The following is a 26,510-nucleotide window of genomic DNA, read 5'->3' as shown; positions in this document are numbered from 1 at the left end:
TACGCGCGGTTTGCCCATCGCTTGCTTCGATTCAGCAGCGTTTAGGGTTATGATAAAGGCAAAGGAAAAAACATTGTCATCAGCGGCTGCTAACAGTTATGTTAGCCCTATGTAGCAGTCGCTTTAGCGAATCCGAATCTCAAATATTAGGGGTGTAAAAATGGAAACAACTAAGCCTTCTTTCCAGGACGTACTGGAGTTTGTTCGCCTGTATCGTCGCAAGAATAAACTGCAGCGTGAAATTCAGGACGTTGAGAAAAAGATCCGTGATAACCAGAAGCGCGTACTGCTGCTGGACAACCTGAGCGACTACATCAAGCCGGGCATGAGCGTTGAAGCTATCCAGGGCATCATTGCCAGCATGAAGAGCGATTACGAAGATCGCGTTGACGACTACATCATTAAAAACGCCGAGATCTCCAAAGAACGTCGCGATATCTCTAAAAAGCTGAAAGCAATGGGCGAAGCGAAAGTAGAAGATAAATCTGCCGAGTAATCTCGTTTGCGTGCTCCGGCGGCTCTCGCTGCCGGAGTGATTCCTCCTCTTGCGTCATCTCGCATTCCTTAGCAAAACAGCCTCTGTAACGCTGAACCTTTCCCCAGGAATTTGGTATACTTCCGCCGTAAACATATTGATATCGGAAGGTTTTATCTCATGCTGTCCCTGCAACAGGTGCCGCCGCGATGATACTGATGACCGGCGACGCGCTTAGCGGCCTACGCCGTGATGCCCAATCTCTACTCAACTCTTTCGTTTCGGCGATCTATATCGCTACCTCCCGGATATCCGATAACCAAATAGCTGCACGCATTCAACATCACCGCGATACCCGGCTGGCTCACTGGCGGCTGGAAGAGCGTCCACGCAGCAGCTACGCAGATAAGTCAGGTTACGGTCGGCGGCGGCGGTGAATAACCGCTGGTCGCAAGGTTTAACGACAGGAGTCATCTTTCCATGATTAAGTCATTTTTTGCCGCATTATCGTTTATCAGCCGCCTGCCGGTCCCGGCGCGTTTGTCTCAGGGGCTGGAAATTGAACAATATCAACGCAGTATCGTTACTTTTCCCTTTGTTGGCCTGCTGCTGGGGGCGATCGCGGGGGTTGTCGTGATACTGCTCCAGCCCTGGTGCGGCGGCCCGCTTGCCGCGCTGCTCGGCGTGCTGGCGCTGGCGCTGTTGACCGGCGGCTTCCATCTGGATGGGCTGGCGGATACCTGTGATGGCATTTTCTCTGCCCGCCGCCGCGAGCGGATGCTGGAGATTATGCGCGACAGTCGGTTGGGCACTCACGGCGGGCTGGCGCTGATTTTTGTGCTGATTGCAAAAGTGCTGGTGGTCAGCGAGGTCACGCTGCGCGGTACGTCTGCGGTTGCCGCCCTGGCGGCCGCCTGCGCCGTGGCCCGCGGTATGGCGGTGCTGCTGATGTACCGTCAGCGCTACGTGCGCGAAGAGGGGCTGGGCAATCTGTTTATCGGTAAAATCTCGCTGCAACAGACGCTGATCGCCATGGGGATCGCTCTGGCGCTGGCGACGCTGCTGCTCGGCGTTAACGGTCTGCGCGCAGCGCTTATCACGCTGGTGCTGGTCTGGGCGCTAGGCCAGGCGCTGAAGCGTACTCTGGGCGGGCAAACCGGCGACACCTTAGGCGCGGCGATTGAGCTCGGTGAAGTCATATTTTTGCTGGCCCTGCTGTAAGATTTGCTTTCTTCCCGGTGGCGCTGCGCTGACCGGGCTACGGGTTAACAGCAGTCTGCGGACCGGTAACCCGGACAAGGCGCTCGCGCCGCCTGCGGAGGATGTGCTTAGGTGAGGGAGCGGCGTGGCTTCTTCCCGGTGGCGCTGCGCTTAGCCGGGCTACAAGTTCACCGCTGTCTGCGGACCGGTAGCCCGGACAGGCGCAGCGCGCCGCCTCCGGGAAAATTACTCAGCGCATGTGCTTAGAGCGCTTTTTGCCATACGCTTTGCGGCAGCAGATAAACGTCTGCCGGCGCCGTCATGCCGTCGGTCACAATATGCTGGATGCCGCTGGCCATCACCGCCAGGGTGACGTCAAAGGCGTTCAGGCTATCGCCAAAACCCGCGGTCAGGTTGAGCATTGAACCGTTCGCCATCAGATAGATCGTTTTCTGGCCCATCCGGTAAGCGTTGATATAGGGCATGACCTCTTCCTGGCTGAACTGGCGCAGGTACTCGCAATCAATCTCTTCCGCCACGTGACCCACGTTGAGGATAAACACTCCATCTTTGCATTTATCAAGCGCCTGGCTGTTAACGACTTTTTTGCCGCCGGTAGCCGTGGCCACCACGTCCGCCGAAGCTATCGCCTCCTGTAGTTCAACAACGTGCCAGCCGTCGTAGGCAGCCTGTAATCTTCGTGCCGGGTCGATTTCCGCCACCATGACCTGGCCGCCGAAGGCCTTCGCCGCCGCCGCAACCCCCTGGCCGACCAGACCATAGCCGATGACCATTACTTTTTTCTCATGCAGGGTCAGGTGGGTCGTCTGGAAGAAGGTATGCCACGCGGTCAGGCCGACCATATGACGGTTATGCAGACCTTCCTTAACCGGCAAATCATCCCAGTTAAAAATCGGATAGCCGGGCCGAATATCGCCGAGGCGGCTAACGCCAGAGCCTGTCGCTTCAAGCCCGGCGACAACATTGCCGAACTCCCCACGCTGATGCAGTAGGGTTGTTATATCCGCGCCCATTTCGCACAGATGCGTCGGCTGCCAGGCAATCGCTTTTTCCCACGATTGCTGCCAGTCGGCATCGCTCATATCACGCCATGCGCAAGCCTCAGCGCCGCGCTCCACCAGCCAGGCGACCACATCATCCTGCACCGTGGTTGGGTTACAGGTGGTCAGGAAAACCTTCGCCCCTTTTTCCAGAATTCCCTGCACCAGTGGGATCATTTTCATATCCAGGTGCATACAGCAGGCCAGACGAACCTGGCTGAGGTCGGGCAGGGCGGCGACCTGGCGCAGCGTACGCGGCATATTCTGGCTGGCCCATGCGATTTCTTTCTCTAATTTTATCTTGTTATTCAACGTATTTGACCTTCAATCCATAGAGTACTGATACCCAGACGTGAGGGCGATTTTAGCGTAGCGCGCGCCTTTTTTACATTCACAAAATGAATAACGAAAAGCCACGATAAAGGCGTGGTTGTTAAAACAAGGTTAAAAAAAGAAAATGAAACATAAGTTCTTAATATGATGTAAGCGAGCTGCACAATGTTAAGCGTTTTACCCGGATCGCTGTTTTCACGGATCCGCATTTTCCTTGGCCGCCTTAAGCCGCACGCGTTACCGGTCGCCAGAAAACATATCGTTCTGGCGTCAATAGGCGCCGGGACGGGGCTGGCGGTCACCAGTATGTTTAGTCACTGGCTATTAGGCGAGGTCAATATCTGGTTTATCGCCCCGATGGGCGCGTCGGCGGTGTTGCTGTTTGGCGTGCCGAGCAGTCCACTGGCCCAACCGTGGTCGATAGTCGGCGGTAATGTCCTTTCAGCGCTGATTGGCGTGACCGTGGGAATCGCCATCCCTAACCTGGCCCTGGCCTGCGGCGTGGCGGCAGGGTTGGCGATCGCCGGCATGTATTTCCTGCGCTGCCTGCATCCGCCGGGCGGCGCGGTGGCGTTAACGGCGATCCTCGGCGGGGCGGGGATACAGAGCGAAGGCTATCACTTTGTTCTGACTCCGGTGTTACTCAACTCATTGATGCTGGCGATGCTGGCCATTGTTTTTAATAACCTGGTCGGACGGCGCTACCCGCATCCGCTGGCGGCGGAGGAAGTGAAGGCGAAAGCGGAGGCGGTGCCGCTGGGCATATCCGTGACGCGCGAAGATATTCATGTGGCCCTGCTGGACGGTCAGTTTCTCGACATTGATGAAGACGACGTGCAGGAGCTGCTGGAAAATATTGAACAAAAAGCCAGACAGCGTATCGCCAGCGCCCAGCGATCCTGACGACCCTGGCTCTCTGGGGAACGCGGATTAATCCACGGGTTCCCCTTCGTATAGCCTTCCTCCCCAGCCATTAGCCTGAACCACGCATTTTGCTCCCCCCGAAAGCGACAAGCTCTGCGGATCGTGACTGCGATCGACAAAATTGGCCATTCAATGAGCAAAAAGTTGACGCCCTTAACGAAATGAATATTTCAAAATAACTTGTTATGGATTTTTTAATCCGTGAGAGTATAACAAGTTGTTAAATAATGCACCCGGGTGCAAAAAGGTGCAAATGTATTCCTGATGCCAGAACCTGCCGTATCTGGATCGGCAATGTGATCTTTTTATTCATAAAAACAAAACGATAGAACGCTCATCCCTGACAGGACAACAAAATGACCGATCATGTGATAACTGAAAGTCGTAAAACAGATAATGATAAGAAAATCAGATTAATAACCCTCGTCTCAACCATTGGTGGGCTGTGTTTTGGCTATGACACCGGGGTTATTTCCGGCGCGCTGATTTTCATGAAGAACGATCTTGGCCTCACTCCTCTGCAGGAAGGGCTGGTGACATCGTTTTTATTATTCGGCGCGGCAATCGGCTCCGTTGGCGGCGGCTGGCTGTCCGACCGCCAGGGGCGGCGGAAAAATATTCTGTGGGTAGCGGTGATTTTTATCTTTGGCGCCCTCGGTACCGCCGTCGCGTGGGATATGTCGTCGATGATAATCGCCCGCTTTATCCTCGGCCTGGCGGTTGGTTGTGCGTCAGTGACGGTGCCGATTTATATTTCAGAGCTGGCGCGGCCCGCGCAGCGTGAACGGCTGGTGACGGTCAACGAACTGATGATCGTCACCGGGCAATTTCTCGCTTACTCCGTCAACGCTTCCATCGTCAATTTCTATCCCGACATGTCGCACAACTGGCGGCTGATGCTGGCTATTCCGGCGCTGCCCGGCGCGCTGCTGTGGATTGGAATGCTGGTAATGCCGGAGTCTCCGCGCTTCTTCGTGCGTAAGGGGCAAATAGACAAAGCGGTTGCGGTGCTGAAAACGATTCGTCGGCCTGAAGAGGTGGAGCAGGAGATCCGCGATATCCAGCAGGTGAGTCAGATTGGCATCAACCATGGCCGATTTGTTGACGAGCTGAAGAAAAAATGGGTGCTGCAGCTGATTTTGATCGGGCTGATGATTGTGCTGGCAACGCGCGTAACCGGCGTGAATACCATTATGTACTACGCGCCGACGGTGCTGAAAGCCACCGGACTTGGCGATGCGGCGGCGGTGACCGGCGCCGTGGCTAATGGCGTCGTGTCTATTCTGGCCACGCTACTAGGGATGCTGTTAATTGGCAGGCATTCCCGACGGAAAATGTTCTTTACCGGACAGATCGGCGTCACCCTTAGCCTGGTGTTGATTGGTCTCTCGTTCAAGCTCTTCTTCCATATGGAAACCGTTGATGGCGTCAGTGGCTTGCACGCCAACTTTACCGGCGCCAGCTACATCATCCTTGCCCTGATGCTGATGTTTCTGACCTTTATGCAGGGTTGGATCGCACCGGTGTTCTGGCTGATGCTTGCGGAAATTTACCCGCTGCGGATGCGCGGTCTGGGTATGGGTTTTGCGGTATTCGGTTTATGGATATTTGACTTCATCATTCAGTCTATTTTCCCGATTTTACTCAACAGCTACGGCGGCGGAATGACCTTCGGTTTCTTCGCGGTAACCAACGTCATAATGCTGATTCTGCTGGTGAAGTTCCTGCCGGAAACCCGTGGCTTAACCCTTGAACAAATTGAACAAAAATTCAGATTCTGATTTAGCGACATGGAGGAATATATGACAGTTAATATCGGTTTAATTGGTTTAGGTATGATTGGGCGCGATCATCTCCAGCGTTTTCAGACGGTGATTCAGAACGCCAGGGTCAGCGCCGTCTGCGATATCAATCGTAATGTTACCGACACTATTGCCCGCGAATATGGCGCTCAACCCTATTACGATGCGGTCGAAATGATTCAATCGGACGACGTGGATGCGATCTTTATTTGTTCTATTGGTCCGGTACATAAAGAACAAATTCTGGCGGCCATCAAGGCAGGTAAACCGGTGTTTTGCGAAAAGCCGCTGACCCCAACCGCGGATGAAGCCAAAGCGATTATTGATGCTGAAGTGGCCTACGGCAAACGTATGCTGCAGCTGGGTTTTATGCGCCGTTTCGACCCAGGGTACAACCAGCTTAAAGCGACTCTGGATAGCGGTGAACTGGGGGAAATATTGCTCATCCATTGCGCACATCGCAACGCCTCCGTGCCAGAAAGCTACACCCTGGAGATGGCGATTAACGATTCGGCGACCCACGAGATCGATATTATCCGCTATCTGCTTAACGAAAATATCGTTTCGGTACGCGTCGATAAACCACAGAAGAAAACGCGCAGAGCCTGCGCGCATCTGCAGGATCCGTTGATTGTGATTTTTGAAACCGAATCCGGCGTACGTATTGATGATGAGCTGTTTGTTAACTGCGATTATGGTTACGACATTCGCTGTGAAGTGATTGGCGAAAATGCCATTAGCGCATTGACCGAACAGGCTCTCACCACCGTCCGTTCGGCACAGGGTTATAGCCGTGCTATCCCCAAAACCTGTATGGAACGTTTCGCCACCGCCTACGATCGCGAGGTGCAGAATTTCGTTGACCGGGTAAACCTGGGGGCGGAGATGAGCGGGCCATCATCGTGGGACGGATTTGTCGTGGCGATGGTATGCGATGCTGGCCTGGCATCGCTGAAGGATGGCGAAAAGCACGCGGTCTCTCTGCCGGAGTGTCCGGCGCTCTACCGCTGACCCATTAACGAAGGGAGAGGCGCATGTTAACGCTGAAACCAGAAGATATTTTTATTGGCTGTCGGGCGAATTCAAAGAAAAAGGCGCTGCGTATTGCCGCGGATTCCCTGCAGGCCAGCGGCTACGTCAGCGAGGGTTTTTTTGAATCGATGGTGGATCGCGAAAAGGCGCTCTCTACCTGGCTCGGGGCGGGAGTGGCGATGCCCCACTGTAGCAAAGAGGGGATCGACCTCGTGCGGCAAACCGGTTTCCAGCTGTTTCAGTTCCCGGATGGCGTGGGCTGGGGGGAGGGGAAAGTGGCTTTCCTTGTGGTCGCCGTGGCGGCAAAAAATAATGAACACATTGATGTTATAGCGGATCTGGCAGACCTGCTTGATGACGAAGTGAAAACCACGCTGCTGGCCAGCGCCGACAGCAAAGACGCGTTTATGCAGATCCTCGAAGGACACTCATTTAAGAAGGATAGAATATGAAACTGGCACTCTGTACCGATGTTCTCGCCGGCCTGGCGTTCCCGGAAATGCTCGATCGCGTCAAGCAGTACGGCATTACGGGCGTGGAGATGACCGCAGGCGGTTGGTCGCCCTGTCCACATGTTAAAACTGAAGAACTGCTGGCTTCTTCGGCAGCGCTGGCGGCGTTTCGCGGAGAACTGGAAAAGCGCGGAATGGAGATCGTTGCGCTGAACTGTTCGGGTAACCCGCTGGCCCCCGGCGCGCTGGGCGAGAAGCATACCGCCAGCAGCTATCGTACCGTCGAGCTGGCGGCAAAGCTGGGGGTGAAAAAGATTGTCATGATGAGCGGCCTGCCGGGCGGCGGGCCGGACGATAAAATACCTAACTGGATCACCTCGACGGTTTCCTGGCCGGACTATATGCCAGGCGTGATCGATTACCAGTGGAACGAGGTTGCTATTCCCTGGTGGCAGGCTTTTACCCGCCATGCGGCTGAACACGGCATCGAACAGATTGCTCTCGAGGAATTCCCCAGCCAGCTGGTTTACAACCCGAGCACGCTGCTGCGCCTGCGTGAGGCGGTTGGCGACATAATCGGCATGAATCTCGATCCGTCGCATCTGATCGCCATGGGGGCAGACCCGATTGCCGCAGCCCGTAAGCTTGAAGGGGTGATTTATCACGTCCACGGTAAAGACGCGCGTATTGAACGCGGGCTGGCGGATGTCGACGGCTTACTGGAATACCAGCCGGTCACGCAGACCAAAACCCGCACCTGGAACTACGTGGCGGTTGGCTGTGGACAGGATTTGAAGTGGTGGAAAGAGTTCTTCTCGGTGCTGCGCATGACCGGATATAACGGTTATGTGTCGCTGGAGATGGAGGACCTGACGATGAGCGTTGAAGCAGGGCTACGGACGTCGATTGATGCCCTCAACGCCACATTAAGTCAGTGACAACGGGCCGCGTTTTCCCTCCGGGGGGCGGGAGAACGCGGCGCGTTTTTTGTTGAGCGGATTCTATCTTGCTGTATTTTACGTTCTATTGGATGTTTTTTATCAGGAACGTTAAAACCGAGTATGAGCGCCCCAAAACGACAAAAAGCGACCGCCAGCGACGTTGCATTACTCGCTGGCGTCTCCAAATGGACGGTTTCCCGGGCATTTACCCCCGGGGCCTCCATCCAGCCCAAAACCCGGGAAGAGGTGATGAAAGCCGCTAATATTCTGGGATATCGACCAAATTTACTGGCGCGTAGCCTGACGCAAAAGCAAACGCATATTATTGGCGTGGCGGTCGACGAGTTACGCAATCCCAACATGGTGCTGCTGCTTAACGAAGTGACTCGCCAGCTGCAGAATCGCGGCTACATGGCGCTGGTGATTAACGTCACCGACGAAGAAAATACCCGCACAGCGATGGCGCTGGCTTACCAGCTCCAGGTTGACGGTATCTTGTTTATGGCCACGGTGCTGACACCGGAACTTATCGCGATTGCCACTGAAATTCATCGCGTTCCGCTGGTGCAGATTGGCCGTAATACCGATCATCCGGAAATCCAGGTGGTCAATATCGATGGTCGGCTTGCCGGAAAGCAGCTTGCTGAACTGCTACTGGCGCAGGGGCATCGCACTTTTGGCTATATGAAGGGTCCGGATACCGCTTCCCACCATTTAATGAGGATGGAAGGATACGAAGCGGCGCTGGAGCAGGCAGGCTGCCGGCTTGATACTCTGCTGGTTGCCGGCCAGTATTTACGTACCCGGGGATATGCGGCGATGAGTGACTATCTGGACGCGACGCCCGCAGGCGAAAGAGTAGATGCCCTGTTTTGTGAAAACGATATTCTGGCGATAGGCGCGCTTCAGGCGCTGCGCGAGCGCGATTTAACGATGGGTATTGTCGGTTTCGATAATATCGATGAGGCGGCGGCGCCGGAATGGCAGCTAACGACCTACGATCAGCGACGGGAGCGGCTGGTGGAAGAGGCGTTGAATCGGCTCATTGATGCTGCTGAAGGGCCGACGGCGACGTGGCGCACCGGGGAACCCATCGTGCGCCAGTCGCATCGTCGGCAGAGCTAAAGGTCGCCGGTAATATACTGCGCTACGCCGTGAGCAAAACTCCAGTCCCCTTTGTGGTTGCTGATTACCGAGATCATGAGATCCTCGCCGCTCAGACCGCAGTGCTCCTCAAGCTCAGCCTGCAGAGTGGCATAAAAAAGCTGCTTCTGCGCTTCGCTGCGCGGGCTGGTATAAACCCTCACCACCACTATGTCCCGGCTTCGCGTCAGCCCCAGCCCGGTATCCTCAATAATCATATGGTAAGCTTTGTTTTCGTGAACAATCTGGTAGCGGTCACGCTCTGGCACCTTGAACGCCTGCACAACGGCGCGATGTGCCGCATCCAGCAGGGTTTTGATCTCGTTTTCGCTGCGTCCTTCAATGATATCAAACGTCAGTAATGGCATAGCAGATGGTCCTTATTGTCGGATTTACCTCGGTGAAAGAGATGCTACCTCGTGCTGAAGTCGGTAAAAACCGCTATATTTGAACTCATTGTTTTTCTCTGTGAACAATCATGATGAGCGAAATCCGCCCGGACATTTACTGGACCCACCTGTACTGGCTGACGGTACTGGAGGAGCAAAAAAGCTATACTCGCGCCGCGGAAAAGCTGGCGGTCAGCAAGTCCGCCATTAGCCAGAAAATAAGCGAACTGGAGCGAGTCACCGGCAAGACGCTGGTGCACCGCACCACCCGCAGCGTGACCCTAAGCGAAGATGGCCAGCGGCTGGTGGCGGAACTAAACGAACCGTTTGGGCAGATCCGCGAGATTTTTACCGGCACCTGCGATGATGAGGGCGGCCCGCTGCGCGGAACGCTGCGCCTTACCGCGCCGGTGGCGTTCTCTCGACAGCAACTGGTTCCGGCCATCACGCCTTTTCTGCATCAGCACCCGCAGCTTCATCTGCAGCTGGAGGTGACCGATCGGCTGGTGTCGCTCGCCAGCGAAGGGTTTGATATTGCCATTCGCCACTGTCGTCGCGAGCTGCTGCCGGAGACCCACGTAGCCTGGCCGCTATGCCGTACGGCAACCCTGGTGGTCGCCTCGGCGGACTACATTCGTCGCTTTGGTCGCCCCGATTCGCCTGACGCGTTGCGTCAGCATCAATGCCTGACCTACCCGCGCGGGCCGCAAAGCCCGCACTGGACCTTTGAGCGCGACGACGAGCGGGTGAGCGTGAAGGTGCAGGGGCCATTTGCCACCAATAACAGCGAATCCCTGCGCGATGCGGTGCTGGCGGGGCTGGGAATTGCCTTACTGCCGGATTTTAGCGCCAGGGAGGCGATTGGCCGCGGGCTGGTACAGGAGCTCTTGCCGGAATGGCGGCCGGTGGATGTGTTTGCGGAAAGTCTCTACGTTATTCGCCCCTATGCGCCGCGCGTATCGCGGGCAGTAGAGACCTTTAGCCGCTATCTGAAGACGACCTTCAGCTAATATTCTGTAACTCCTGCACCAGCGCCTCGCGAAAGCGGGGGAGCAAATCGGCTGGTTGTGTCACAAGTTCGGCAAGCGTCACGGTTTTCTCGGCTCGGTATACCCGTCCGCTGCCGAGCCGGGCTTCGAAATCATTGGCCGCCCGATGGGCAGCCTGCAGCTCGACGTCCAGCAGGATCACCGCGTGCGCGAGGACCACATGGCCCCGTCCTGCCGGCATGGGGCGCCAGTACTGGGCCGTGCCGGCTATTTTTCGCACCTGCCCGCCTTCGCCGCAGGCCAGATTATAGCGTCCATCGCAAAATGAACCGCTGACTGCCTGAAAGTGGCTGGCTACGCCAAAGGTTGAAAGCGTACTCTGCAACAGGCCGCAGAGGAAAAGATAAATCGGCTCTGCGGCTTCGCCCAGCGAGTGATAAACCGGCCAGGCCAGGCTGAGATTGACAATTCCCGGCCCCTGCGGGACCAGGCCGCCGCCGGAGCGGCGCTGCCAGACCGGCCATCCCCGGCTGGCAAACTGCTCGCTTACCGCCGGGAGTTCGGCAAATTTGCGATAGCTTCCCGGCACCACAAATCCCTGCGGGGCCTGCCAGAACTGGGCCACCGCTTCCCCGTCGCGTGCCCGGTCAAACAGCGGCTGCTCGGCAAGCGTCGGATCGGCGCAGTAGTGAAGCGGCAGCTGCTGGTGATGAAAGCGCTGCGGCCAGCAGGGCTCCTGAATCATGGTAACTCCTTAAAGCGGTTCATCGCCGTGGCGACAAGGTTTGATCAGCATCGCCGTAAGGGCAGATAGCAGGCAACCCACGGTCAAATAGATCGCAACGCTATGCCAGGAGCCTCCGGATAGGGTGACCAGAGCGGCGGCAATAAACGGCGTAAAACCGCCGCCGACGACGCTGGCGACCTGATATCCCACTCCGGCCCCGCTGTAGCGATAGCTGGCGCCGAACATTTCGGTAAACATCGGCTGCTGGACGCAAACCACCATGTCGTGCGCAATATTCGCCAGCATGAGCGCGAAAAACAGGATCCAGAAGTATGACTGGCTTTCGAGCGCCATAAAGAACGGGAAACCGCTGAGGGTGCCGATCAGCGCTCCGGTGATATAGACGCGGCGTCGGCCAAAGCGATCCGCCAGCCAGGCGAAGCAGGGGATCGTCAGACAGCTGATAGCCCCGACAAGCAGGCCAATGTTAAGAAACAGCTCGCGCGGCAGGCCGAGATTCTGCGTGGAGTAGTTAAGCGCGAAGGCGGTGACGATATACATTGTCAGCAGTTCGCACAGGCGCAGACCGATAATCATTAAGAACGCGCCCGGATGGCGGAACAGCGCTTCTACTACCGGCAGACGCTTTTTCTGCGGCTGTTGCTGCTGTTCGCGCTGCTGCTGTTCAAATTCGGCAGATTCCGCCATGCCGTTGCGGATCCAGAGCGCCGCCAGCACCAGCACGACGCTAAACAAGAACGGCAGACGCCAGCCCCAGCTAAGGAACTGCGCATCGGTGGTACAGGCGCTTATCAGCGACACCAGCCCCGTTGAGAGCAGCAATCCGACGCCATAACCCACCTGCACGCCACTGCTGTAGAACGCTTTCTTATTTTTCGGCGCGCTCTCAACCGCCAGCAGCGCCGCGCCGCCCCACTCTCCGCCCACCGCAAAACCCTGTACGGCGCGCAGCAGAACCAGCAGAACTGGCGCCCACCAGCCTATCTGGTTGAACGAGGGCAGGAGACCGATGCAGGCGGTAGCGATCCCCATCATCCACACCGTCATCATCAGCATGCGTTTGCGCCCGAGGCGATCGCCGAAATGACCGAAGATAATGCCGCCCAGCGGGCGAAAGAGGAAACCGACGCCGAAGGTGGCAAACGCGGCGAGGGTACCCATTGCCGGGCTGATTTGCGGGAAAAACTCCCGGTTAAATACCAGCGCGGCGGTGATGCCATAGAGAAGAAAGTCGTACCAGTCGACCACGGCCCCGGCGAAGCTGCCCCAGGCCGCTCTGCGGGCGCGGTTGAGAGAACATGCCTCCTTGCCGGAGCCCTGAGAAATTAACGTTGATTCCATACCTGTCCTGTCTGTTGCTAAGTTTCTAATTATTGGAATGAGACGCTTTCCGAATTCGCGCCTGTCCTGAGACTACCGCGCAGAAGGGCAAGTGAAAAGATTTTTACCTGCTCTGCGTGTTTAAAGGCATTAAGCGTTTGCCTGACCGGCCGGGTGCAGCCCGGCTGGGCCGTTCGGAATGCGAGCTTAGGACTTGGCTTATTGTGTTTAATTTAAATTTTTGTAGCCGCTGAGGACACCTTTTAAGAAATGACTTAAATGGTTTATAATTAACAAGTCTCCAATTTCGGAAGGGTGAGTTAAATGCGTTTAATTTTTGCAGCTTTATTTTGTGTCATGGTTTTGCCTTCCGCTTTTGCAGAAAAACTGCCGGCGCCCGTGGGTAAACCCGTTTTAACTATTTCCGGCCTGATTACTAATACGAATGAGGGCGATACCGCCGTTTTTGATGTGGCGGCACTGGAAAAACTGGGCATGGAAACGATCGTAACAACCACCCCGTGGTATTCGGGAAAGGTTCGCTTTGACGGCGTTTCCCTCAGTAAACTCATGGATTTAGTCGGTGCCAAAGGCAAGTCGGCGCGGGTGCTGGCGCTGAATGATTACACCACCATTGTTCCCATCGATGACTTTCATAAATTTCCAGTAATTTTGGCTTTAAAAATGAACGGCGAATATATGCGCATTCGTGATAAAGGGCCTTTATTTATTGTTTATCCCTACGACAGTAGCCCGGAATTGCAGAATCAGATTTATTATTCCCGTTCGGCATGGCAGGTTTCGAAGATTATAATTGAGTAAGGGTTTGATCTTGAATCGAATACTCACTGCCATTATTTTGTCGCTCTTCATTGTGACCGGTTACATTACTTATCTGGTCCATGAGCGGCAAAGTGAGCTGCAAAAATTAACCCGTTATACTGATTCGTGGTCCGTTTCCCAGATAGTCTCCGAGTACATGCGTCTTGAGGCGCGACTGAGTGCGATGGGGCTGGAGGTAAAGGGAAGCGACCACGATGAGGTGCGCCTGCGTCTGGAAATCATGATGAGCCAGATTGCGCTGCTGCAGCAGGGTGATTTGGGAAAGTTTATCGGCAAAGATCCTCATCGTAAGGCGATAGTTGACAGCCTGATTACTCTTCTGGACCGGCTGGATAAGCAGCTGGATACCATGACGACAGCACAGCTGAAGCTGATGTTACAAGAGATGAGCACCCTGGACGGGCCGTTGACCTCGCTCGCGTCCACCTCTCTCGCCCAGGATTTTAATCTGGTTAATCTCACCCACGATAAAATACAGAACCTCTATTACATCTATTCGGCCATTTCTATTCTGCTGATTATTCTCTGTATCACGCTCGGGATGTTGATGCTGAAGCAGAATAACACCCTGCGTCGCGCTCACGTGCGGATGAAATTACTGGCTACCGATCTGCAGGCTTCCAAAGAAAAGCTACAGGTGCAAAACCGTCGGCTGCAGTACGATGCCTATCATGATTCGCTGACCGGGATGCCCAACCGGCTCTCTTTCTGGCAACGCCTGCAGGAGGTGGTTAACCAGGTGCGGCCCTATCACGGCTCGGCGGTGGTTATGTTGTTCGATCTGGATAATTTCAAGGACGTCAACGACACGCAGGGTCATGACGCCGGAGATAAGCTATTGCAGGATTTGGCCAGCCGTCTCTCATTTTTTCGTAAAACGTCAGAAACGCTGTACCGACTGGGGGGAGACGAATTTGCTCTGGTGACCCACGATCTTAGCGAAGAGATGGCGCTGGAGCGGGCAACGGTGATCCGGGAAAAGATTAGCCAGCCGTATCAGATTTACGACTCGCAGATTCAGATCGGCGCCTGTATCGGGATTGTCATCTCTGACGGAGAAAGTCGCACCGACTATTTATACAAATGCGCCGACCTGGCGCTGTATGAAGCGAAAAAAGAGGGCTCCGGTTACGTCCAGATATTCCGCCCCGGTATGCTTCAGCGCCAGCAGGAGAATAAATCTTTCGAAGATGACCTGATGCAGGCGCTCGAGAGAGGGGAGTTCAGGGTTTACTATCAGCCGATTGCCGATGCCATGAATGGTGAAATCTACGGCTATGAAGCGCTGGTTCGATGGTTTCATCCGCTACGCGGCAGCGTTCCGCCGACGGAATTTATCCCGGTGGCGGAGAAAATCGGCCTGATTAATGCGTTAGGCGAGTGGGTATTGAAAACCGCCTGTGAAGCGGCCGCCAGCTGGTCGTCGCCGCTCAAGGTGTCGGTTAACGTGTCGCCGGTTCAGTTAATGAACAGTTCACTGACCGATACCGTGGTAACTATCTTAAGAACAACCGGGCTGGATCCGTATCGGCTGGATTTGGAAATTACCGAGTCTGACGTATTTAATGAAAATACCCGCTCGTTAGAGATCCTGAGTCAGCTGCGTGAGCTTGGCGTGCAGATCTCTATTGACGACTTTGGTACTGGCTATTCGTCGCTCTCGCGTTTAAGCTATTTCCCGTTTGATAAGATAAAAATCGATCGATCATTTGTTATTAATATACCCCATCAGCAAGACGATCTGGATATCGTGCGCCTGATCATCAGCATGGGTAAAAGCCTGCATATGCGAATTGTGGCAGAAGGCGTCGAAACGGAAGAACAGCTGAAGTCGTTACGAAAATTAGGTTGTGATCTGGTTCAGGGCTATTTGATCGGTAAACCGGGGCCGCTTACTTCAGCAGGGAAATAAGTCATTTGTGTTTATTTGCGGGCGACTTTAGCGTAGCTGAATTCGCCCGTATTTATTTTAGTAAGTGGTCTAATCCCTAATGGGTAGAAATAGAGGGGGGAAACGATTTTGATAAAAAATAATACCCTCAGTGATTAAAAGGGGTATATGATATGCAACATATTTTCCTGTTTTCGGCCCCGTGCCGCGGGCGTAAAGAGAGGCAGAATCATGCAGCGAATCATCATCCCGACCCACTATGTGCATACCCGTAGCACCCCGCTGTGGACAAAAGAGACGGCGCCAGCGTCGATCTGGAAGCGGCATCTGGACGCGGGCACCCGGCAGGGCGTCTACCCACGACTGTCGGTGATGCGCGGCGCGATACGCTATCTGGGCTACGCTGATGAGACCAGCCCGGATCCGGTCGAAACCCTGACCATTGCTGAAGGGGAGTTTGGCGTTTTCCCACCCGAAAAATGGCACTGCATTGAGGCGTTAACGGAAGACACCGTATTTAACGTCGACTTTTACGTTGATCCTAAAATTCTTATCGAGGGATAATATGAACAGTGAAAATAAAGGTTATGCGTTAGCGGTAATCAACGGCAATAATAAAGATAAAAAAGAAAAAGTGTATCTTAAGCCCATGGCTCTGTACGTGCCTGATATCGCAGCGCAGGCCATCGCTGAGCTTATTTCCGATCTCTCAGTCGATAACGCCGGGGATAAGGGATTTATCGTAACGGTAACCAACAATAATAATGGCGTGTCGGTCGACAGTGAATTTGCAACTTTGGCTGAATTGCAGGATCCGCAGACGGCTGCCGATGCGGTAAAAGATCTGATTAATATCGTGCGCGGCTACGAGTCCGACGAAGAGACTAACGTCTGCGGCTGGTAAGCGTAACGGAGCCGAACCGCCAGCTGCCGCTTCGCAACCTTGCCGCAGACCTGCTGGCGGGCATCACGGCTGAGAGACGCGCCGCTGGAGAAGCCGAAACTCCGGGCTTAACTATCCTTCAACGGCGAGTGATATATTTTACATTGTATTTATTGGTATTTTGGTAAATATCGGATAAATCGACGATGAGATTATTCTGCGCATAGCTGATCGATTGCACGCGTAGCAGCAGGCTGTTTTGCGCAACCTGCAGGAGTTCCGCTTATTCGCGGGTGGCCAGAACCGGGGAATAGCTACGGTGGCTTTCCAGAATGGTGATGTTGCACTCCTTCTTAAAGTAGTTAAATTTTGACCTTTCCAGATTTCCGATGCTAAGCCATGGGAAAATCGCTACCGGTATATAGCTGTTTTCTATCAGAATGGGCACGTCATCAATCATCCGAATGCGCCTGACATAATAGACTTTTTCTCCGGGCTCAATTTTTAACTGTTGTGCGATGGCCAGAGGCGCATCGAGCATAGTGAACTCGATGACCTTGTTGCGATAGTTAGTCTCGCCAACGATATGCATCTGATAGTTGAACCCATCAAGCTCCCCGCCGTGATAATTGCTCTTTCGCGCAACGTATGAACCGCTGCCGTGGCGTTTGACGATCAATTTTTCCCTTTCCAGCAGCGTTAGCGCTTTGCGGATGGTCATCACTGATACCTGTAGCTCGCTGGCTAACGCTTTCTCGCTCGGTAACGCATCTCCGACTTCAAACTCATCGCTGTTGATGCGATTTTTCAGCCGTTCGGCAATGGATTTGTATATCACTTATAGATGTCTCATGGCGAAGTGAATTGTTGGGGAATAAATGTAACTATATGATTTTTATATTTAATATTTTTATTCGCAAGGTATTCATAAACTGGTCATCTAGTTATTTGTTTTTATTTATATATCTATTACTTCCGAAGATATATGACTTTCATCACAGATGACGCTTTATCTCCTCTGATTAATCCCCTCTGGCGCATAGGCTGATTCGCAAGTTCTGAGCGCTGGCAGTCGATAAGCAGGAGAGGGGAAGAGGATGATCGGGGTAAAAAAATTACAAGATTTTTCCAGGGCGATGATTGGGCCGGTTTTATATCTGCCGGTTGTGGGTCTGTTGATTGCGTTGCTCAGTATGACCACCAATAAATTATGGGTGGCAGAAGACAGCTCGCTTTTCCTGCTGGGGAAATATGCTTCCAGTATGCTCTGGGCAATCATGAACAATCTTGGCTTCTTCTTTTGCCTCGGTCTGGCGAGCGGGCTGGCAAAAACTCGCAAAGCGGAAGCCGCGTTTGTCGCCGCAATGACCTGGTTTATGTACCTGGCGGCCAATAATAGCTGGCTTACTCTGACCGGGCGGCTTGTTGAGGGGAGCAGCAACGCGCAGCTTTACGGCAGCGGGCAAACCTTTATTTTCGGTTTCCAGGTCATCGATATGGGCGTGTTTCTTGGCATCATTCTGGGCTGCGCGGTGGCTTTCATTCATAACCGCTTTATCGATATCGAGTTTCGCGGCGCATTCTCAATTTATGGCAACAGCAAGCTGGTTCTGATCGTAATGATCCCGCTGGTCGGCGTGTTTGCCATCGCCACGGTCTATTTCTGGCCAATTGTTGAACACGGTATATCGGCGCTGACCGGCGTCATGAAAACTTTCGGCGCCGCCGGCGTTTTTCTGTATGGTTTTCTCAATCGTTTTCTTATCCCGACCGGTTTACATCATCTCATATGGTCACCCTTCGTTTTTACCTCTATTGGCGGACAGCTGTTAATTGATGGACAGACGATAGTCGGGGCAAAGCCCATTTTTCTCGCTGAAATTGCCGGTAACACCGGGGGAGCGTTAAGCGACTCGGCGCGATTCCTGACCTATGGAATGGTCAAAATTTTTGGCACGGCCGGAATGGCCCTGGCCTTTTATAAGACGGCGAAACCTGAAAATAAACAAAAGTTGAAAGTCACGCTTATCCCGCTGATTGTGACCTCCTTCCTCGTCGGGATAACCGAACCTTTTGAGTTTTTATTTATCTTCACCGCACCGGTGTTATGGCTGGTTTATTCGTTAGTGGATGGCTTTTTCCAGATGCTGGCGTGGCTACTCGATGTTCGGGTCTGCGCAACCAACGGCATTATCGATTTTATTGTTTATAACATACCGGCGGGAGCCCATCTGACGCGCTGGCCTGTTTTTGTCGCCCTGGGGTTAGCGGAAACAGCGACGATGTATTTTATCGGTAAATTCCTGATTCTGCGTTTCAGGATGCGTACGCCAGGCCAGGAACAACAGGATGAGGCGCTAAGCCGAGCGGCGAGCGCAAGCGTCCCAGCTAAGGCTTCCGGTGAAAAGGTCATTCTGGGGCTTGGCGGGAAAGACAATGTGTGTTCTGTCGGCAATTGTTTTACCCGACTTCGGGTTGACGTGCGGGACCCGGCATTAATTCAGGAACATATTCTGAAAACCAGCGGCGGTACCAGCGTCATTATCAAAGGTAATCACGTTCAGGTTATTTATGGTTTAGGGGTGAATAAAATCCGTAATGCTGTGGATCGCTATTTAGATGTACATGAATAATGAGGTGGAAGATGCAAAATAAATTTGTTGTTACGATAGCTGGCGGCGGCAGTACCTATACTCCAGGGATTATTATGATGCTGCTGGAAAATATGGACAGATTTCCGCTGAGCGAAATTCGTCTCTATGATAATCATCACGATCGCCAGCGCGTGATCGGTGAAGCCTGCGCGATTCTGGTGGCTGAACGTTATCCGCAAGTGGCTTTTAGCTACACCACCGATCCGCAGGAAGCTTTTACCGGCGTTGATTTTGTGATGGCCCATATTCGCGTCGGCCTCTATGAGATGCGCGAAAAGGACGAGAAAATACCGCTTAAGCATGGCGTGATTGGCCAGGAAACCTGTGGCCCTGGCGGTATCGCTTATGGTATGCGTTCCATTGCCGGGGTACTTGAACTGGTTGACTATATGGAAACGTACTCCCCCGGCGCGTGGATGCTTAACTATTCCAATCCGGCGGCGATCGTTGCCGAGGCCACTCGTCGATTACGGCCAGCGGCTAAAATTATTAATATCTGCGATATGCCGGTGGCAATTGAAGGATTATTCGCCGATATCCTTGGTCTGAAATCACGTAAAGAGATGAACGTGCGTTATTTCGGCCTCAACCATTTCGGTTGGTGGACCAGCATTACCGATAAGGCCGGTAATGATTTAATGCCGACGTTAAAAAAGCATGTGTCTGAGCTGGGGTATTGCAGTCCGAAAGAGGATTTTCAGCACAAAGCGCCAAGCTGGATTGAGACCTTCAAAAAGGTGAAGGACGTCTTTGCGCTGGATACCGACACGTTGCCCAATACCTACCTAAAATACTATTTTTATGCCGACTACGAGGTAGCCCACTCGGACCCGAACTTTACGCGCGCGAATGAGGTGATGGCCGGAAGAGAGAAAGAGGTATTCGATATGGCGAAAGACATTGTCGCCCGGCGGAGCGCCAAAGCGGCGCATTTCCATGCCGGGGCGCATGCCACCTTTATTGTCGATCTCGCCTGCGCCATCGCCTTTAATACCCAGGAAAGGATGCTGTTGATTGTAGAGAACAACGGCGCTATCGCGAATTTTGACGAGACCGCGATGGTTGAAGTGCCTTGCCTGGTCGGCGTTAACGGTCCCGAACCGCTGGCGATGGGGAAAATACCGCTGTTTCAAAAGGGGCTGATGGAGCAGCAGGTCGCGGTGGAAAAACTGGTTGTCGACGCCTGGGTTGAAGGAAGCTACCAAAAGCTCTGGCAGGCGTTGACCTTGTCCAAAACGGTTCCGAGCGCGTCGGTTGCGAAAGCTATTCTCGATGAACTGATCGAGGCCAATCGTGGTTACTGGCCGGAGCTGAGCTAAAGTGCCGCTAACGCCCGATGTATTTCATCGGGGGTTACCTACACTGCGATGCCGGACGGATACTCCGCTTCGCCGGAGAGTTGCTGTATGATCTCCGCCACGTTTTCTCTGCCAACCGGCGCCGAGATGGCGTTTCCCTGAAAATGGTCGACTCCCAGCGCTTTCAGTTTGTTGAATTTCTCCAGGCTATCTACGCCTTCGGCAATACAGCGGCTGCCGATCAGCCGGCAGTAGTAGATGAGGCTTTTAATCAGCGCCAGGGCGTGCGCATCGCGCTGCATATCATTGATGATGCCCATATCCAGCTTGTAGGCGTTGAACGTCAACGCCCGCACCGGGAACAGCACGCTGCTTTGCGAGAAGCAGTCATCAAGCATAATTCGGAAGCCGCGCTGCTGTAGCCGGGCCATATTTCCGGCTATTTTTCCGTGGCGGCTGAGGTCGGCATTTTCGGCAAGCTCCAGCACCAGCCGCGGCGATATTTGCGGCTGACGCAGCTGCTGGCGCGCGGTTTCCATCATGCGGATCAGGTTTTCATTGCTGGCGACAGCCGCGGGAATATTCACTGCGAAATAAAATTCACCACTGTACAGATTGATATTCTGCACGGCTTCCTGCAGCACAAACGCAGTGAGCACCAGCCACGCATATTCCGAGCGTAGCTGCGGTAAAAAATCAGCGGGAAACAAAACGCTGCCGTTCCGGCGCCAGCGGACAAGGATCTCCATCCCCCTTAGCTGACGATGTTCATCGGTTATGGGCTGGAAAACCGGGAAAATTTGTCGGCTATGGATTGCATGGACAAATTCACGCTCGAAAGCGCAAAGGGCGGCGATGGGCTCGCTTTTCTGTTCTCTTATCTGACTGCCGGGAAAGCGGGCGGCCATCTGCGGGTGGTGTTCCACCATTTTTTTCAATCCTGCGGTTCTTTGATTGTAGAGCGTCTTGTGGCTGATGCCGCGGCGTTTGGCCTGATCGCTGGCGCGGTATCCGCAGAGCAAACCGAGGATGGCGTTCAGCTCCGGTCGGGTTAGCCCGGCAGGGCGCTTACCCAATGCCCGCGCTTCTTCATCTGCCAGCTGTTCAAGGGAAGGATATCCCTCGGGTATGACGTCGCGCAGTAGCGCCGCCAGACAGGGGACCGGGAGGTCGGAGGCGGCCGCCCGCACCGCGGAAAGCTGACGCCGCTCTGCGACCTGGTGTAGCAGGGTGGACCATAGCCAACTGGCCGGGCTGCGGCTGAGAAACAGCATCGGTAGCGGCGTTGCGGACTGTTCCAGCAGCATAGCGGCACGCTTCAGGGTTGAGAGTAGCCGAACAGGGGATTCAGGGAGAAACACCACCAGACGGCGTACGTCAGGGGGCAGCGTCGGTGACGCTGAGGTTAACACCACGGGCCGGGCGCCCCCGTCTTCCATCAACCGCACCAGGCCCTCTGTGACCAGCGAACAGGGCGACAGGATGCCGTCACTCTCCGGGAGGTTATTCGTAAACAAAAGTCACCCCGATAATTGACTGCACATTACCCGCGGTCACCTGTCCGCTGGTGCGCGCATAGTTGGCGGTTAAGCCAAGGCTGACCGCCGAGGTTCCCACGTTGCCTAACGACACAGTGGTATTCGCGGGAACGACGCTGCCGTTGCGCGTCAGCTGAACGCCAACCCCCAGGGCCGGAGAGGCCGATGCGGTATTGGTAAATATCGAATTGGCCGCGTTCTCCGTAGTACCGGAGAGGTAGTAGCCCAGGTTCTGGTTTTGCGCGCAGTAAACCGTTAGCGGAATGGCGGCCGAAGCGGGATATTCCGGCAGCGTCACCGTCACATCGCGAGCAGAAACGTCGCAGCCGCCGGTTGGCACCACGACATCGTTGTTGGCGTATATGTTCCACACGAACTGGAAGTCGTCGTTATCCTTGTTATTGGTCTGGCGCAGGATCAGGACAGCGATTAGCGAACCGGCGGAAATGGCGACCCCACCTGCGCTGCTGACGGGCGTCAGATAGAGAACGGTAGGCCAGGGTCTATCGACTATCGAGTTGTAGGTCATCCGCGCCGTTTCGCTGGTGGTGGGGAACGGGTAGCTGGTGCCGTTATACCTGACGGTACCGGAAAAGCTCGACAGCACGCCGCCATAGGCCGATCCGCGCTGGAGCGTCACGTAATCGGTCATGGTTTCCGGAAAATCGTTATGACAAAAAATCTGTGTCGAAAGATCCACGACCAGGTTCTGCCCGACGCTGACCGCCGGCGCAAGGTTTACGTACACGTTCGCCGAGCCGCCGCCGATGGGAATGGTCACGCCCGCCGCGGTTTTACAGGCGAAAGACCAGGCGTTAAACGACCAGCCTGCCAGCAGCAGCGTCATCAGCAGGGGGATTATCTTTTTCATTACTCTGTTCTCCTGGCTCAGGCGTAGGTATAGGTGACGTTAATCACCGCCTGAATCGTTCCCTGGGTAGCGCCGCCGTTGACCGTTAGCGCTCTGACCTGTAGCGGGAAGCTGGCGGACTGGGTGGCGTCATCCACCTGGACCTCTTTTCTCGCGCCGGTGTTCAGCGTGGTGCCGCCATTGTCCTGCAGCTCAAGCTGGATGTTGCCGGCGGTACCCTGGTTTTTGTAGTAGCCGGTGGCGTCCGCCGTGCCGCTAAAGCTGGCGGTGACCCGCGAGGTGCCGACCGGACAGTTGCTGAGGTTAAGCGCCACGCTGTGCCAGGGTGAGGAAGAGCCGGCGGAGACCAGGCTAAAGGTATAAAGATCGCCGAGATCGACGGTGGCGTTAGCGGTGGAGACCGTGCAGGGTTTAGCCACCACTTTGCCGTTAACGGTAATAGTCACGTCGGCGGCGCGGGGGGTGCTGGCGAAGGCCATCATTACCGCCAGCAGCCAGGGTGCATGAGTCCATTTCATTTCAGCCTCCGGTTACTGAAATTCAAGCGTGAAGGTCGCGGTTGCATTAACGTGCCCGGCGGTGACCGGTAGCTGGGTGGCCATTAGCCGGGCATAAAAGTTCAGGGTGTTGGGCTGGCTGGGCGTCAGCGTGGTCCAGGCAATGGCCGATGAGGCTGCGTTGAGCGGCAGCATCGTCTGCTGCGCGTCAAGGATCTGCACGCCCATCCCCGCCGCCGCCGAAGCCCCGCCGTCGAGCTTTAATAGATCGCTATTGATGCTGTCGGCAACGCCAACAAAGCCGACCTTCACCGCGGTAACCGAGCTACCGCAGGGCGACAGCACAATACGAAAGGGGACCAGCGGCGTGGTTGCCCCAACCGCATGGAATTGCTTTGCGGCGTTATCCATCAGATCGACGGTAAAATCTTTTGATTCACCCGCCACGGCGCAGGCGTTATCGCGAACGTAGCCGCTGATAGTAATGGTACTGTCCGCCGCGCCGGCGTTGCTGGCCGCCAGCGAGACGAGGGCGCTCAACAGATACAGGGTTTTTCTCATCATGGTTTCCTTAGCGGCACTCCGTGGAGAGCTGGCTCAGCGTCTGGTTCTGATTTTCCGGCGGCAGGCTGTAGCTGGCCTCACAGCTGGTGTTCGGACCCTCGCCCCATTTCGCCCGCACCTTGCCCGCCAGCGGCATCCCGCTCAGGTAGACCTGGCCGTTATCGGCGACGATACTGCTGCCCTGGCTGTCGTCAGAGGTCACCAGCGCGCCGAAGGGAACCTGCTTCCCGTTATAGATGAGCGACATCAGCAGCTTGAGCCCGACGTGCGCCTTAAATTCCGCGCGGACAATTGCGCCGTGGGTCGGTACTACGCTGGCTACCGCATCGTCCAAATCGACGTTATCGGCCAGGCTATTGGTGTCCAGCGCCACCCGGTTTTCCCGGTATTCGGTGGCGTAGGGCAGAACGGCGTAGCCGCGCCAGTCGGTTTGTACCCCGGTCTGGTTTTCTACCCTCACATTGTCGGCGCCCGGGGCTTTGATCAGCACGACCGTGTCGTTCATCGGCTGGCTCAGGGTGACGCCGTCAGCGTGGGCCAGCACGCCGCCGCTCAGGCCGTAGTAGAGCTGTTTGATACCGTCGCTGCGGCTGTAGCCGACGTTGGCGTTACCGTAGCCGCCGCGGTAGTTCAGCGCCGCGTATCCGGTGCCGCCGCTGTTGCCATCGCCGCCGCCGGCGTAGCCGGTCTGTACGCTGTAGCTCAGGTTGTTGTCCTCCAGCAGCGTGCCGTACAGGCCGGCAAGGCTGGTGGTCCTGCCGTTCAGATCGTTGGACATGCTGTAGCTGGCGCTGGCGTGCCGCCACGCCGATTTGCTGTCGGAGCGCATCCAGTGGCTGAACGGAATATTGACGTTAAGCGCCAGCATCTGGTCGCGGCCCTGCTGCCAGGCGTTTCTGGTCAGGCTGTAGCTCAGGGTCCAGTTGATATCGTCGACGGCGGCGTTAAGCCCGGCCTGAAGCTGCTGGTCGGCCTTACCGGTGCCCCAGTAGGTCTGGTGACTGCCGCTCAGGTAGAGCGTGGCGGTACGCCCCAGCTGCTGGGTGACGCTGAGCTGTACCCTGCCGCGCTTGTTGTACGCGAGGTTGTAGTAATCGGTGAACCTCGGTTTCACTTCAATCACGCCGTCCTGGGTCTCGACGTTGTAGCCGCTCATCCGGTTGTAGGTGGTGTCGGCGAAGCTGAAATAGCCGCGCGTCGAGTAGCGGTAGCCCACCAGCTGAATGTTGGTGCCGGTATCCGTCAGCGACTTGTTATAGAGGAAACGCACCGACTGCCCCTGATGCTCGCTGTCATCGGGCAGGGTGGCGTTGGCCTGGGTGATATCCAGCGACAGCGCCCCCAGCTCCCCCATGTTTTTGCCGACGCCGAGGTTAAAGGCGCGGTAGCGGTCCGCCAGCTGGGTACCGCCGTACAGGGTCCAGCCCGCCGGGAGACCGTGCAGCAAAGTTCCCTGGAAGAACTTCGGTTTTTCCTGCTGATTGCTGCCGCTGCGGTACTCCCCGGCGGTGACGGCATAGCGGGTATGGCCCTCGCGCTGGAGCACCGGCACGGACGAGTAAGGGACGGTGAAGACCTGGCTGCTGCCGTCGGCCTCTTTGATGGTCACCTGCAGGTCGCCGCCGTTGCCGGCGGAGTAGAGATCGTTGATGGTGAACGGGCCGGGGGGCACCGTGCTCTGGTAGATCTCATAGCCGTTCTGCTTCACCGACACCTGAGCGGTGCCGCGGGCAATGCCGTGGATAACCGGGGCAAACCCCTTCTGGCTGTCCGGCAGCATGTTGTCATCGGAGGCGAGCTGCGCGCCGCGGAAGTTAATGCCGTCGAAGACGTCGCCGTTGGTGTAGCTGTCGCCCAGGGTCAGACGCGAGCGCAGCGCGGTGATGTCGCGCTCCAGCCAGGTATTGACGTGCTGCCACTTGTTTTCACTGGCCGACGAACTGCCGCTGCTGCTGTAGCTCCAGGTGGTGTTATCGCGCAGACGCCAGGCGCCGAGATTCAGCCCGCTCTGCAGGTTCAGGTACGCGTAGTTGCTGCTGCCGCCGATGTCGTTATGGACGTTGTTGCCGGTGAAGTTGTAGTTCAGCAGCCCGGCGTTGATCCCGTGGTCCCAGAGCTCGGGCGGAATATAGCCGCGGGCGCGGTTGCCCATAAACGCCTGGGGTACGGTCAGGTACAGCCGCTGCTGCCCGGCATCAAAGCGGGTGGTGGCGTCTTTGATCATTTCGGTTAACGGTACGCAGGCATCTGCCGCCATCACATCGATACCGGCAATGGCGGACGTGTTGACGCCCATGCTGGCCAACTGTCCGCGCGTCAGGCAGGGTGCCAGTCCGTGGCCTTTTTCATCAACATTAAAGGTAATATCGCGGGTGGCCATATACCCGTCATTGAGGTAGATATCCGCGCGGTAGGTACCCGGCGGCAGCTCCTGGCCTTTTTCAAAACCGGACAGATCCGCCACGGCAGCGGGATCGTCCGCTAAAAAACGTGGGTTGAAATAGAGTTCTGCCTGCGCGTAAAAAGCCGGTGAGGCCAGCAAAAGGGCAAGGGGGATCTGCGCAAATGCGCGAGCAGCTCCTGGAGTAACACGCCGGGAGCCCAGGTGGTCGAGTCCATATTTCAGATGTGACATAGTCCCTCCGGTAAAAGTCGCCCGGCT

Annotated in this window: 25 protein-coding genes and 1 pseudogene; 16 read left to right on the top strand and 10 right to left on the bottom strand. The window is 55.4% G+C overall.

The window, feature by feature from the left end; genetic code table 11:
- Positions 1-160 precede the first annotated feature (160 nt).
- The 3 genes from ACSIPU_RS05605 to cobS all read left to right on the top strand — a co-directional run bounded on the left by ACSIPU_RS05605 (position 161) and on the right by cobS (position 1,696).
- The gene (locus ACSIPU_RS05605; RefSeq protein WP_004103624.1) at positions 161-496 is read left to right on the top strand and encodes a DUF496 family protein; all 336 of its coding nucleotides are present in this window, start codon (positions 161-163) and stop codon (positions 494-496) included.
- A 188-nt stretch (positions 497-684) separates the two neighbouring features.
- On the top strand, positions 685-912 hold the full coding sequence (locus tag ACSIPU_RS05600; RefSeq protein WP_071530297.1) for a bifunctional adenosylcobinamide kinase/adenosylcobinamide-phosphate guanylyltransferase: 228 nt from the start codon (positions 685-687) through the stop codon (positions 910-912).
- Positions 913-955: 43 nt separating this feature from the next.
- Entirely contained in the window at positions 956-1,696 is a 741-nt protein-coding gene (gene cobS / locus ACSIPU_RS05595; protein ID WP_196557467.1) for an adenosylcobinamide-GDP ribazoletransferase, read from the top strand.
- Positions 1,697-1,938: 242 nt separating this feature from the next.
- On the opposite strand, the gene ACSIPU_RS05590 is transcribed toward cobS, so the two are convergent.
- Positions 1,939-3,048, bottom strand: a complete 1,110-nt coding sequence (locus tag ACSIPU_RS05590) for an adenosylhomocysteinase (protein ID WP_194308098.1) — start codon at positions 3,046-3,048, stop codon at positions 1,939-1,941.
- A gap of 186 nt (positions 3,049-3,234) precedes the next feature.
- On the opposite strand from ACSIPU_RS05590, the gene ACSIPU_RS05585 reads away from it, so the two are divergent.
- From ACSIPU_RS05585 to ACSIPU_RS05560, 6 genes are all read left to right on the top strand, one after another.
- Positions 3,235-3,972, top strand: coding sequence for an HPP family protein (locus ACSIPU_RS05585; RefSeq protein WP_064406809.1), 738 nt, complete (start codon positions 3,235-3,237; stop codon positions 3,970-3,972).
- Positions 3,973-4,349: 377 nt separating this feature from the next.
- Positions 4,350-5,774 (top strand): sugar porter family MFS transporter, encoded by a 1,425-nt coding sequence (locus tag ACSIPU_RS05580; protein ID WP_016809178.1) that lies wholly within the window; start codon positions 4,350-4,352, stop codon positions 5,772-5,774.
- A 21-nt stretch (positions 5,775-5,795) separates the two neighbouring features.
- Entirely contained in the window at positions 5,796-6,806 is a 1,011-nt protein-coding gene (locus ACSIPU_RS05575; RefSeq protein WP_004113905.1) for a Gfo/Idh/MocA family protein, read from the top strand.
- A 23-nt stretch (positions 6,807-6,829) separates the two neighbouring features.
- Positions 6,830-7,279 carry a PTS sugar transporter subunit IIA gene (locus tag ACSIPU_RS05570; protein ID WP_004103610.1) on the top strand — a complete coding sequence of 150 codons (450 nt, stop codon included), beginning with the start codon at positions 6,830-6,832 and terminating at the stop codon, positions 7,277-7,279.
- Positions 7,276-8,217, top strand: coding sequence for a sugar phosphate isomerase/epimerase family protein (locus tag ACSIPU_RS05565; protein ID WP_004103608.1), 942 nt, complete (start codon positions 7,276-7,278; stop codon positions 8,215-8,217). Before ACSIPU_RS05570 ends, ACSIPU_RS05565 begins: the two co-directional genes overlap by 4 nt.
- 123 nt (positions 8,218-8,340) lie before the next feature.
- Complete coding sequence (locus tag ACSIPU_RS05560; protein ID WP_004113902.1) at positions 8,341-9,345, top strand: LacI family DNA-binding transcriptional regulator; 1,005 nt, start codon at positions 8,341-8,343, stop codon at positions 9,343-9,345.
- Here the strand turns inward: ACSIPU_RS05560 and ACSIPU_RS05555 are convergent.
- On the bottom strand, positions 9,342-9,731 hold the full coding sequence (locus ACSIPU_RS05555) for a tautomerase family protein (protein ID WP_142477818.1): 390 nt from the start codon (positions 9,729-9,731) through the stop codon (positions 9,342-9,344). The genes ACSIPU_RS05560 and ACSIPU_RS05555 overlap by 4 nt on opposite strands.
- 113 nt (positions 9,732-9,844) lie before the next feature.
- Here ACSIPU_RS05555 and ACSIPU_RS05550 point away from each other — a divergent pair, with 113 nt between their 5' ends.
- Complete coding sequence (locus ACSIPU_RS05550) at positions 9,845-10,762, top strand: LysR family transcriptional regulator (protein WP_064344235.1); 918 nt, start codon at positions 9,845-9,847, stop codon at positions 10,760-10,762.
- Here ACSIPU_RS05550 and ACSIPU_RS05545 read toward each other — a convergent pair.
- Together ACSIPU_RS05545 and shiA are read right to left on the bottom strand one after the other, a co-directional pair.
- Complete coding sequence (locus ACSIPU_RS05545) at positions 10,755-11,486, bottom strand: lipoyl protein ligase domain-containing protein (RefSeq protein ID WP_196557468.1); 732 nt, start codon at positions 11,484-11,486, stop codon at positions 10,755-10,757. The genes ACSIPU_RS05550 and ACSIPU_RS05545 overlap by 8 nt on opposite strands.
- Positions 11,487-11,495: 9 nt before the next feature.
- Positions 11,496-12,830, bottom strand: coding sequence for a shikimate transporter (shiA, locus tag ACSIPU_RS05540; protein WP_004103603.1), 1,335 nt, complete (start codon positions 12,828-12,830; stop codon positions 11,496-11,498).
- Positions 12,831-13,133: 303 nt separating this feature from the next.
- Here shiA and ACSIPU_RS05535 point away from each other — a divergent pair, with 303 nt between their 5' ends.
- From ACSIPU_RS05535 to ACSIPU_RS05520, 4 genes are all read left to right on the top strand, one after another.
- Entirely contained in the window at positions 13,134-13,631 is a 498-nt protein-coding gene (locus ACSIPU_RS05535; protein ID WP_004103602.1) for a molybdopterin-dependent oxidoreductase, read from the top strand.
- A 10-nt stretch (positions 13,632-13,641) separates the two neighbouring features.
- The gene (locus tag ACSIPU_RS05530; protein WP_004103601.1) at positions 13,642-15,564 is read left to right on the top strand and encodes a putative bifunctional diguanylate cyclase/phosphodiesterase; all 1,923 of its coding nucleotides are present in this window, start codon (positions 13,642-13,644) and stop codon (positions 15,562-15,564) included.
- A 210-nt stretch (positions 15,565-15,774) separates the two neighbouring features.
- Positions 15,775-16,107, top strand: coding sequence for a DUF1971 domain-containing protein (locus tag ACSIPU_RS05525; protein ID WP_004103600.1), 333 nt, complete (start codon positions 15,775-15,777; stop codon positions 16,105-16,107).
- A gap of 1 nt (position 16,108) precedes the next feature.
- Positions 16,109-16,447: a DUF1869 domain-containing protein gene (locus ACSIPU_RS05520; RefSeq protein ID WP_004113900.1), complete on the top strand. Its 339-nt coding sequence runs from the start codon at positions 16,109-16,111 to the stop codon at positions 16,445-16,447.
- Positions 16,448-16,565: 118 nt separating this feature from the next.
- Here the strand turns inward: ACSIPU_RS05520 and ACSIPU_RS05515 are convergent.
- Positions 16,566-17,264 (bottom strand): annotated as a pseudogene (locus ACSIPU_RS05515) (GntR family transcriptional regulator).
- Positions 17,265-17,523: 259 nt separating this feature from the next.
- Here ACSIPU_RS05515 and ACSIPU_RS05510 point away from each other — a divergent pair.
- Positions 17,524-19,059, top strand: a complete 1,536-nt coding sequence (locus tag ACSIPU_RS05510) for a PTS transporter subunit EIIC (protein WP_196557469.1) — start codon at positions 17,524-17,526, stop codon at positions 19,057-19,059.
- A gap of 11 nt (positions 19,060-19,070) precedes the next feature.
- Complete coding sequence (locus tag ACSIPU_RS05505; protein ID WP_023321262.1) at positions 19,071-20,399, top strand: 6-phospho-alpha-glucosidase; 1,329 nt, start codon at positions 19,071-19,073, stop codon at positions 20,397-20,399.
- A gap of 38 nt (positions 20,400-20,437) precedes the next feature.
- Here the strand turns inward: ACSIPU_RS05505 and ACSIPU_RS05500 are convergent, their stop codons facing one another.
- The 5 genes from ACSIPU_RS05500 to ACSIPU_RS05480 are packed head-to-tail and all read right to left on the bottom strand — an operon-like array spanning position 20,438 to position 26,483.
- The gene (locus ACSIPU_RS05500; protein ID WP_196557470.1) at positions 20,438-21,895 is read right to left on the bottom strand and encodes an EAL domain-containing protein; all 1,458 of its coding nucleotides are present in this window, start codon (positions 21,893-21,895) and stop codon (positions 20,438-20,440) included.
- Entirely contained in the window at positions 21,882-22,787 is a 906-nt protein-coding gene (locus ACSIPU_RS05495; RefSeq protein WP_004103588.1) for a fimbrial protein, read from the bottom strand. Before ACSIPU_RS05495 ends, ACSIPU_RS05500 begins: the two co-directional genes overlap by 14 nt.
- A 17-nt stretch (positions 22,788-22,804) precedes the next feature.
- Positions 22,805-23,305, bottom strand: coding sequence for a fimbrial protein (locus tag ACSIPU_RS05490; RefSeq protein ID WP_064356544.1), 501 nt, complete (start codon positions 23,303-23,305; stop codon positions 22,805-22,807).
- Positions 23,306-23,317: 12 nt separating this feature from the next.
- Positions 23,318-23,845 (bottom strand): fimbrial protein, encoded by a 528-nt coding sequence (locus ACSIPU_RS05485; RefSeq protein ID WP_024274432.1) that lies wholly within the window; start codon positions 23,843-23,845, stop codon positions 23,318-23,320.
- A 10-nt stretch (positions 23,846-23,855) separates the two neighbouring features.
- Positions 23,856-26,483 (bottom strand): fimbrial biogenesis usher protein, encoded by a 2,628-nt coding sequence (locus tag ACSIPU_RS05480; protein WP_196557471.1) that lies wholly within the window; start codon positions 26,481-26,483, stop codon positions 23,856-23,858.
- Between the last annotated feature and the right edge of the window lie 27 nt (positions 26,484-26,510).

The sequence above is a fragment of the Klebsiella sp. HN106 genome (assembly GCF_051209435.1).
In the GTDB taxonomy this organism is placed as follows: Bacteria; Pseudomonadota; Gammaproteobacteria; order Enterobacterales; family Enterobacteriaceae; genus Klebsiella; species Klebsiella oxytoca.
The sequence above is the reverse complement of the archived record's forward strand: the minus strand, read 5'-3'. Positions and strand labels throughout refer to the sequence as shown.

Bases quoted from the DNA above. Each gene is read 5' to 3' on its own strand.
- shiA (WP_004103603.1), bottom strand. From the start codon at position 12,830: ATGGAATCAACGTTAATTTCTCAGGGCTCCGGCAAGGAGGCATGTTCT.
- ACSIPU_RS05495 (WP_004103588.1), bottom strand. From the start codon at position 22,787: ATGAAAAAGATAATCCCCCTGCTGATGACGCTGCTGCTGGCAGGCTGG.
- ACSIPU_RS05520 (WP_004113900.1), top strand. From the start codon at position 16,109: ATGAACAGTGAAAATAAAGGTTATGCGTTAGCGGTAATCAACGGCAAT.
- ACSIPU_RS05605 (WP_004103624.1), top strand. From the start codon at position 161: ATGGAAACAACTAAGCCTTCTTTCCAGGACGTACTGGAGTTTGTTCGC.
- ACSIPU_RS05580 (WP_016809178.1), top strand. From the start codon at position 4,350: ATGACCGATCATGTGATAACTGAAAGTCGTAAAACAGATAATGATAAG.
- ACSIPU_RS05570 (WP_004103610.1), top strand. From the start codon at position 6,830: ATGTTAACGCTGAAACCAGAAGATATTTTTATTGGCTGTCGGGCGAAT.
- ACSIPU_RS05535 (WP_004103602.1), top strand. From the start codon at position 13,134: ATGCGTTTAATTTTTGCAGCTTTATTTTGTGTCATGGTTTTGCCTTCC.
- cobS (WP_196557467.1), top strand. From the start codon at position 956: ATGATTAAGTCATTTTTTGCCGCATTATCGTTTATCAGCCGCCTGCCG.
- ACSIPU_RS05480 (WP_196557471.1), bottom strand. From the start codon at position 26,483: ATGTCACATCTGAAATATGGACTCGACCACCTGGGCTCCCGGCGTGTT.
- ACSIPU_RS05510 (WP_196557469.1), top strand. From the start codon at position 17,524: ATGATCGGGGTAAAAAAATTACAAGATTTTTCCAGGGCGATGATTGGG.
- ACSIPU_RS05505 (WP_023321262.1), top strand. From the start codon at position 19,071: ATGCAAAATAAATTTGTTGTTACGATAGCTGGCGGCGGCAGTACCTAT.
- ACSIPU_RS05485 (WP_024274432.1), bottom strand. From the start codon at position 23,845: ATGAGAAAAACCCTGTATCTGTTGAGCGCCCTCGTCTCGCTGGCGGCC.
- ACSIPU_RS05545 (WP_196557468.1), bottom strand. From the start codon at position 11,486: ATGATTCAGGAGCCCTGCTGGCCGCAGCGCTTTCATCACCAGCAGCTG.
- ACSIPU_RS05490 (WP_064356544.1), bottom strand. From the start codon at position 23,305: ATGAAATGGACTCATGCACCCTGGCTGCTGGCGGTAATGATGGCCTTC.
- ACSIPU_RS05585 (WP_064406809.1), top strand. From the start codon at position 3,235: ATGTTAAGCGTTTTACCCGGATCGCTGTTTTCACGGATCCGCATTTTC.
- ACSIPU_RS05600 (WP_071530297.1), top strand. From the start codon at position 685: ATGATACTGATGACCGGCGACGCGCTTAGCGGCCTACGCCGTGATGCC.
- ACSIPU_RS05525 (WP_004103600.1), top strand. From the start codon at position 15,775: ATGCAGCGAATCATCATCCCGACCCACTATGTGCATACCCGTAGCACC.
- ACSIPU_RS05555 (WP_142477818.1), bottom strand. From the start codon at position 9,731: ATGCCATTACTGACGTTTGATATCATTGAAGGACGCAGCGAAAACGAG.
- ACSIPU_RS05550 (WP_064344235.1), top strand. From the start codon at position 9,845: ATGAGCGAAATCCGCCCGGACATTTACTGGACCCACCTGTACTGGCTG.
- ACSIPU_RS05575 (WP_004113905.1), top strand. From the start codon at position 5,796: ATGACAGTTAATATCGGTTTAATTGGTTTAGGTATGATTGGGCGCGAT.
- ACSIPU_RS05565 (WP_004103608.1), top strand. From the start codon at position 7,276: ATGAAACTGGCACTCTGTACCGATGTTCTCGCCGGCCTGGCGTTCCCG.
- ACSIPU_RS05560 (WP_004113902.1), top strand. From the start codon at position 8,341: ATGAGCGCCCCAAAACGACAAAAAGCGACCGCCAGCGACGTTGCATTA.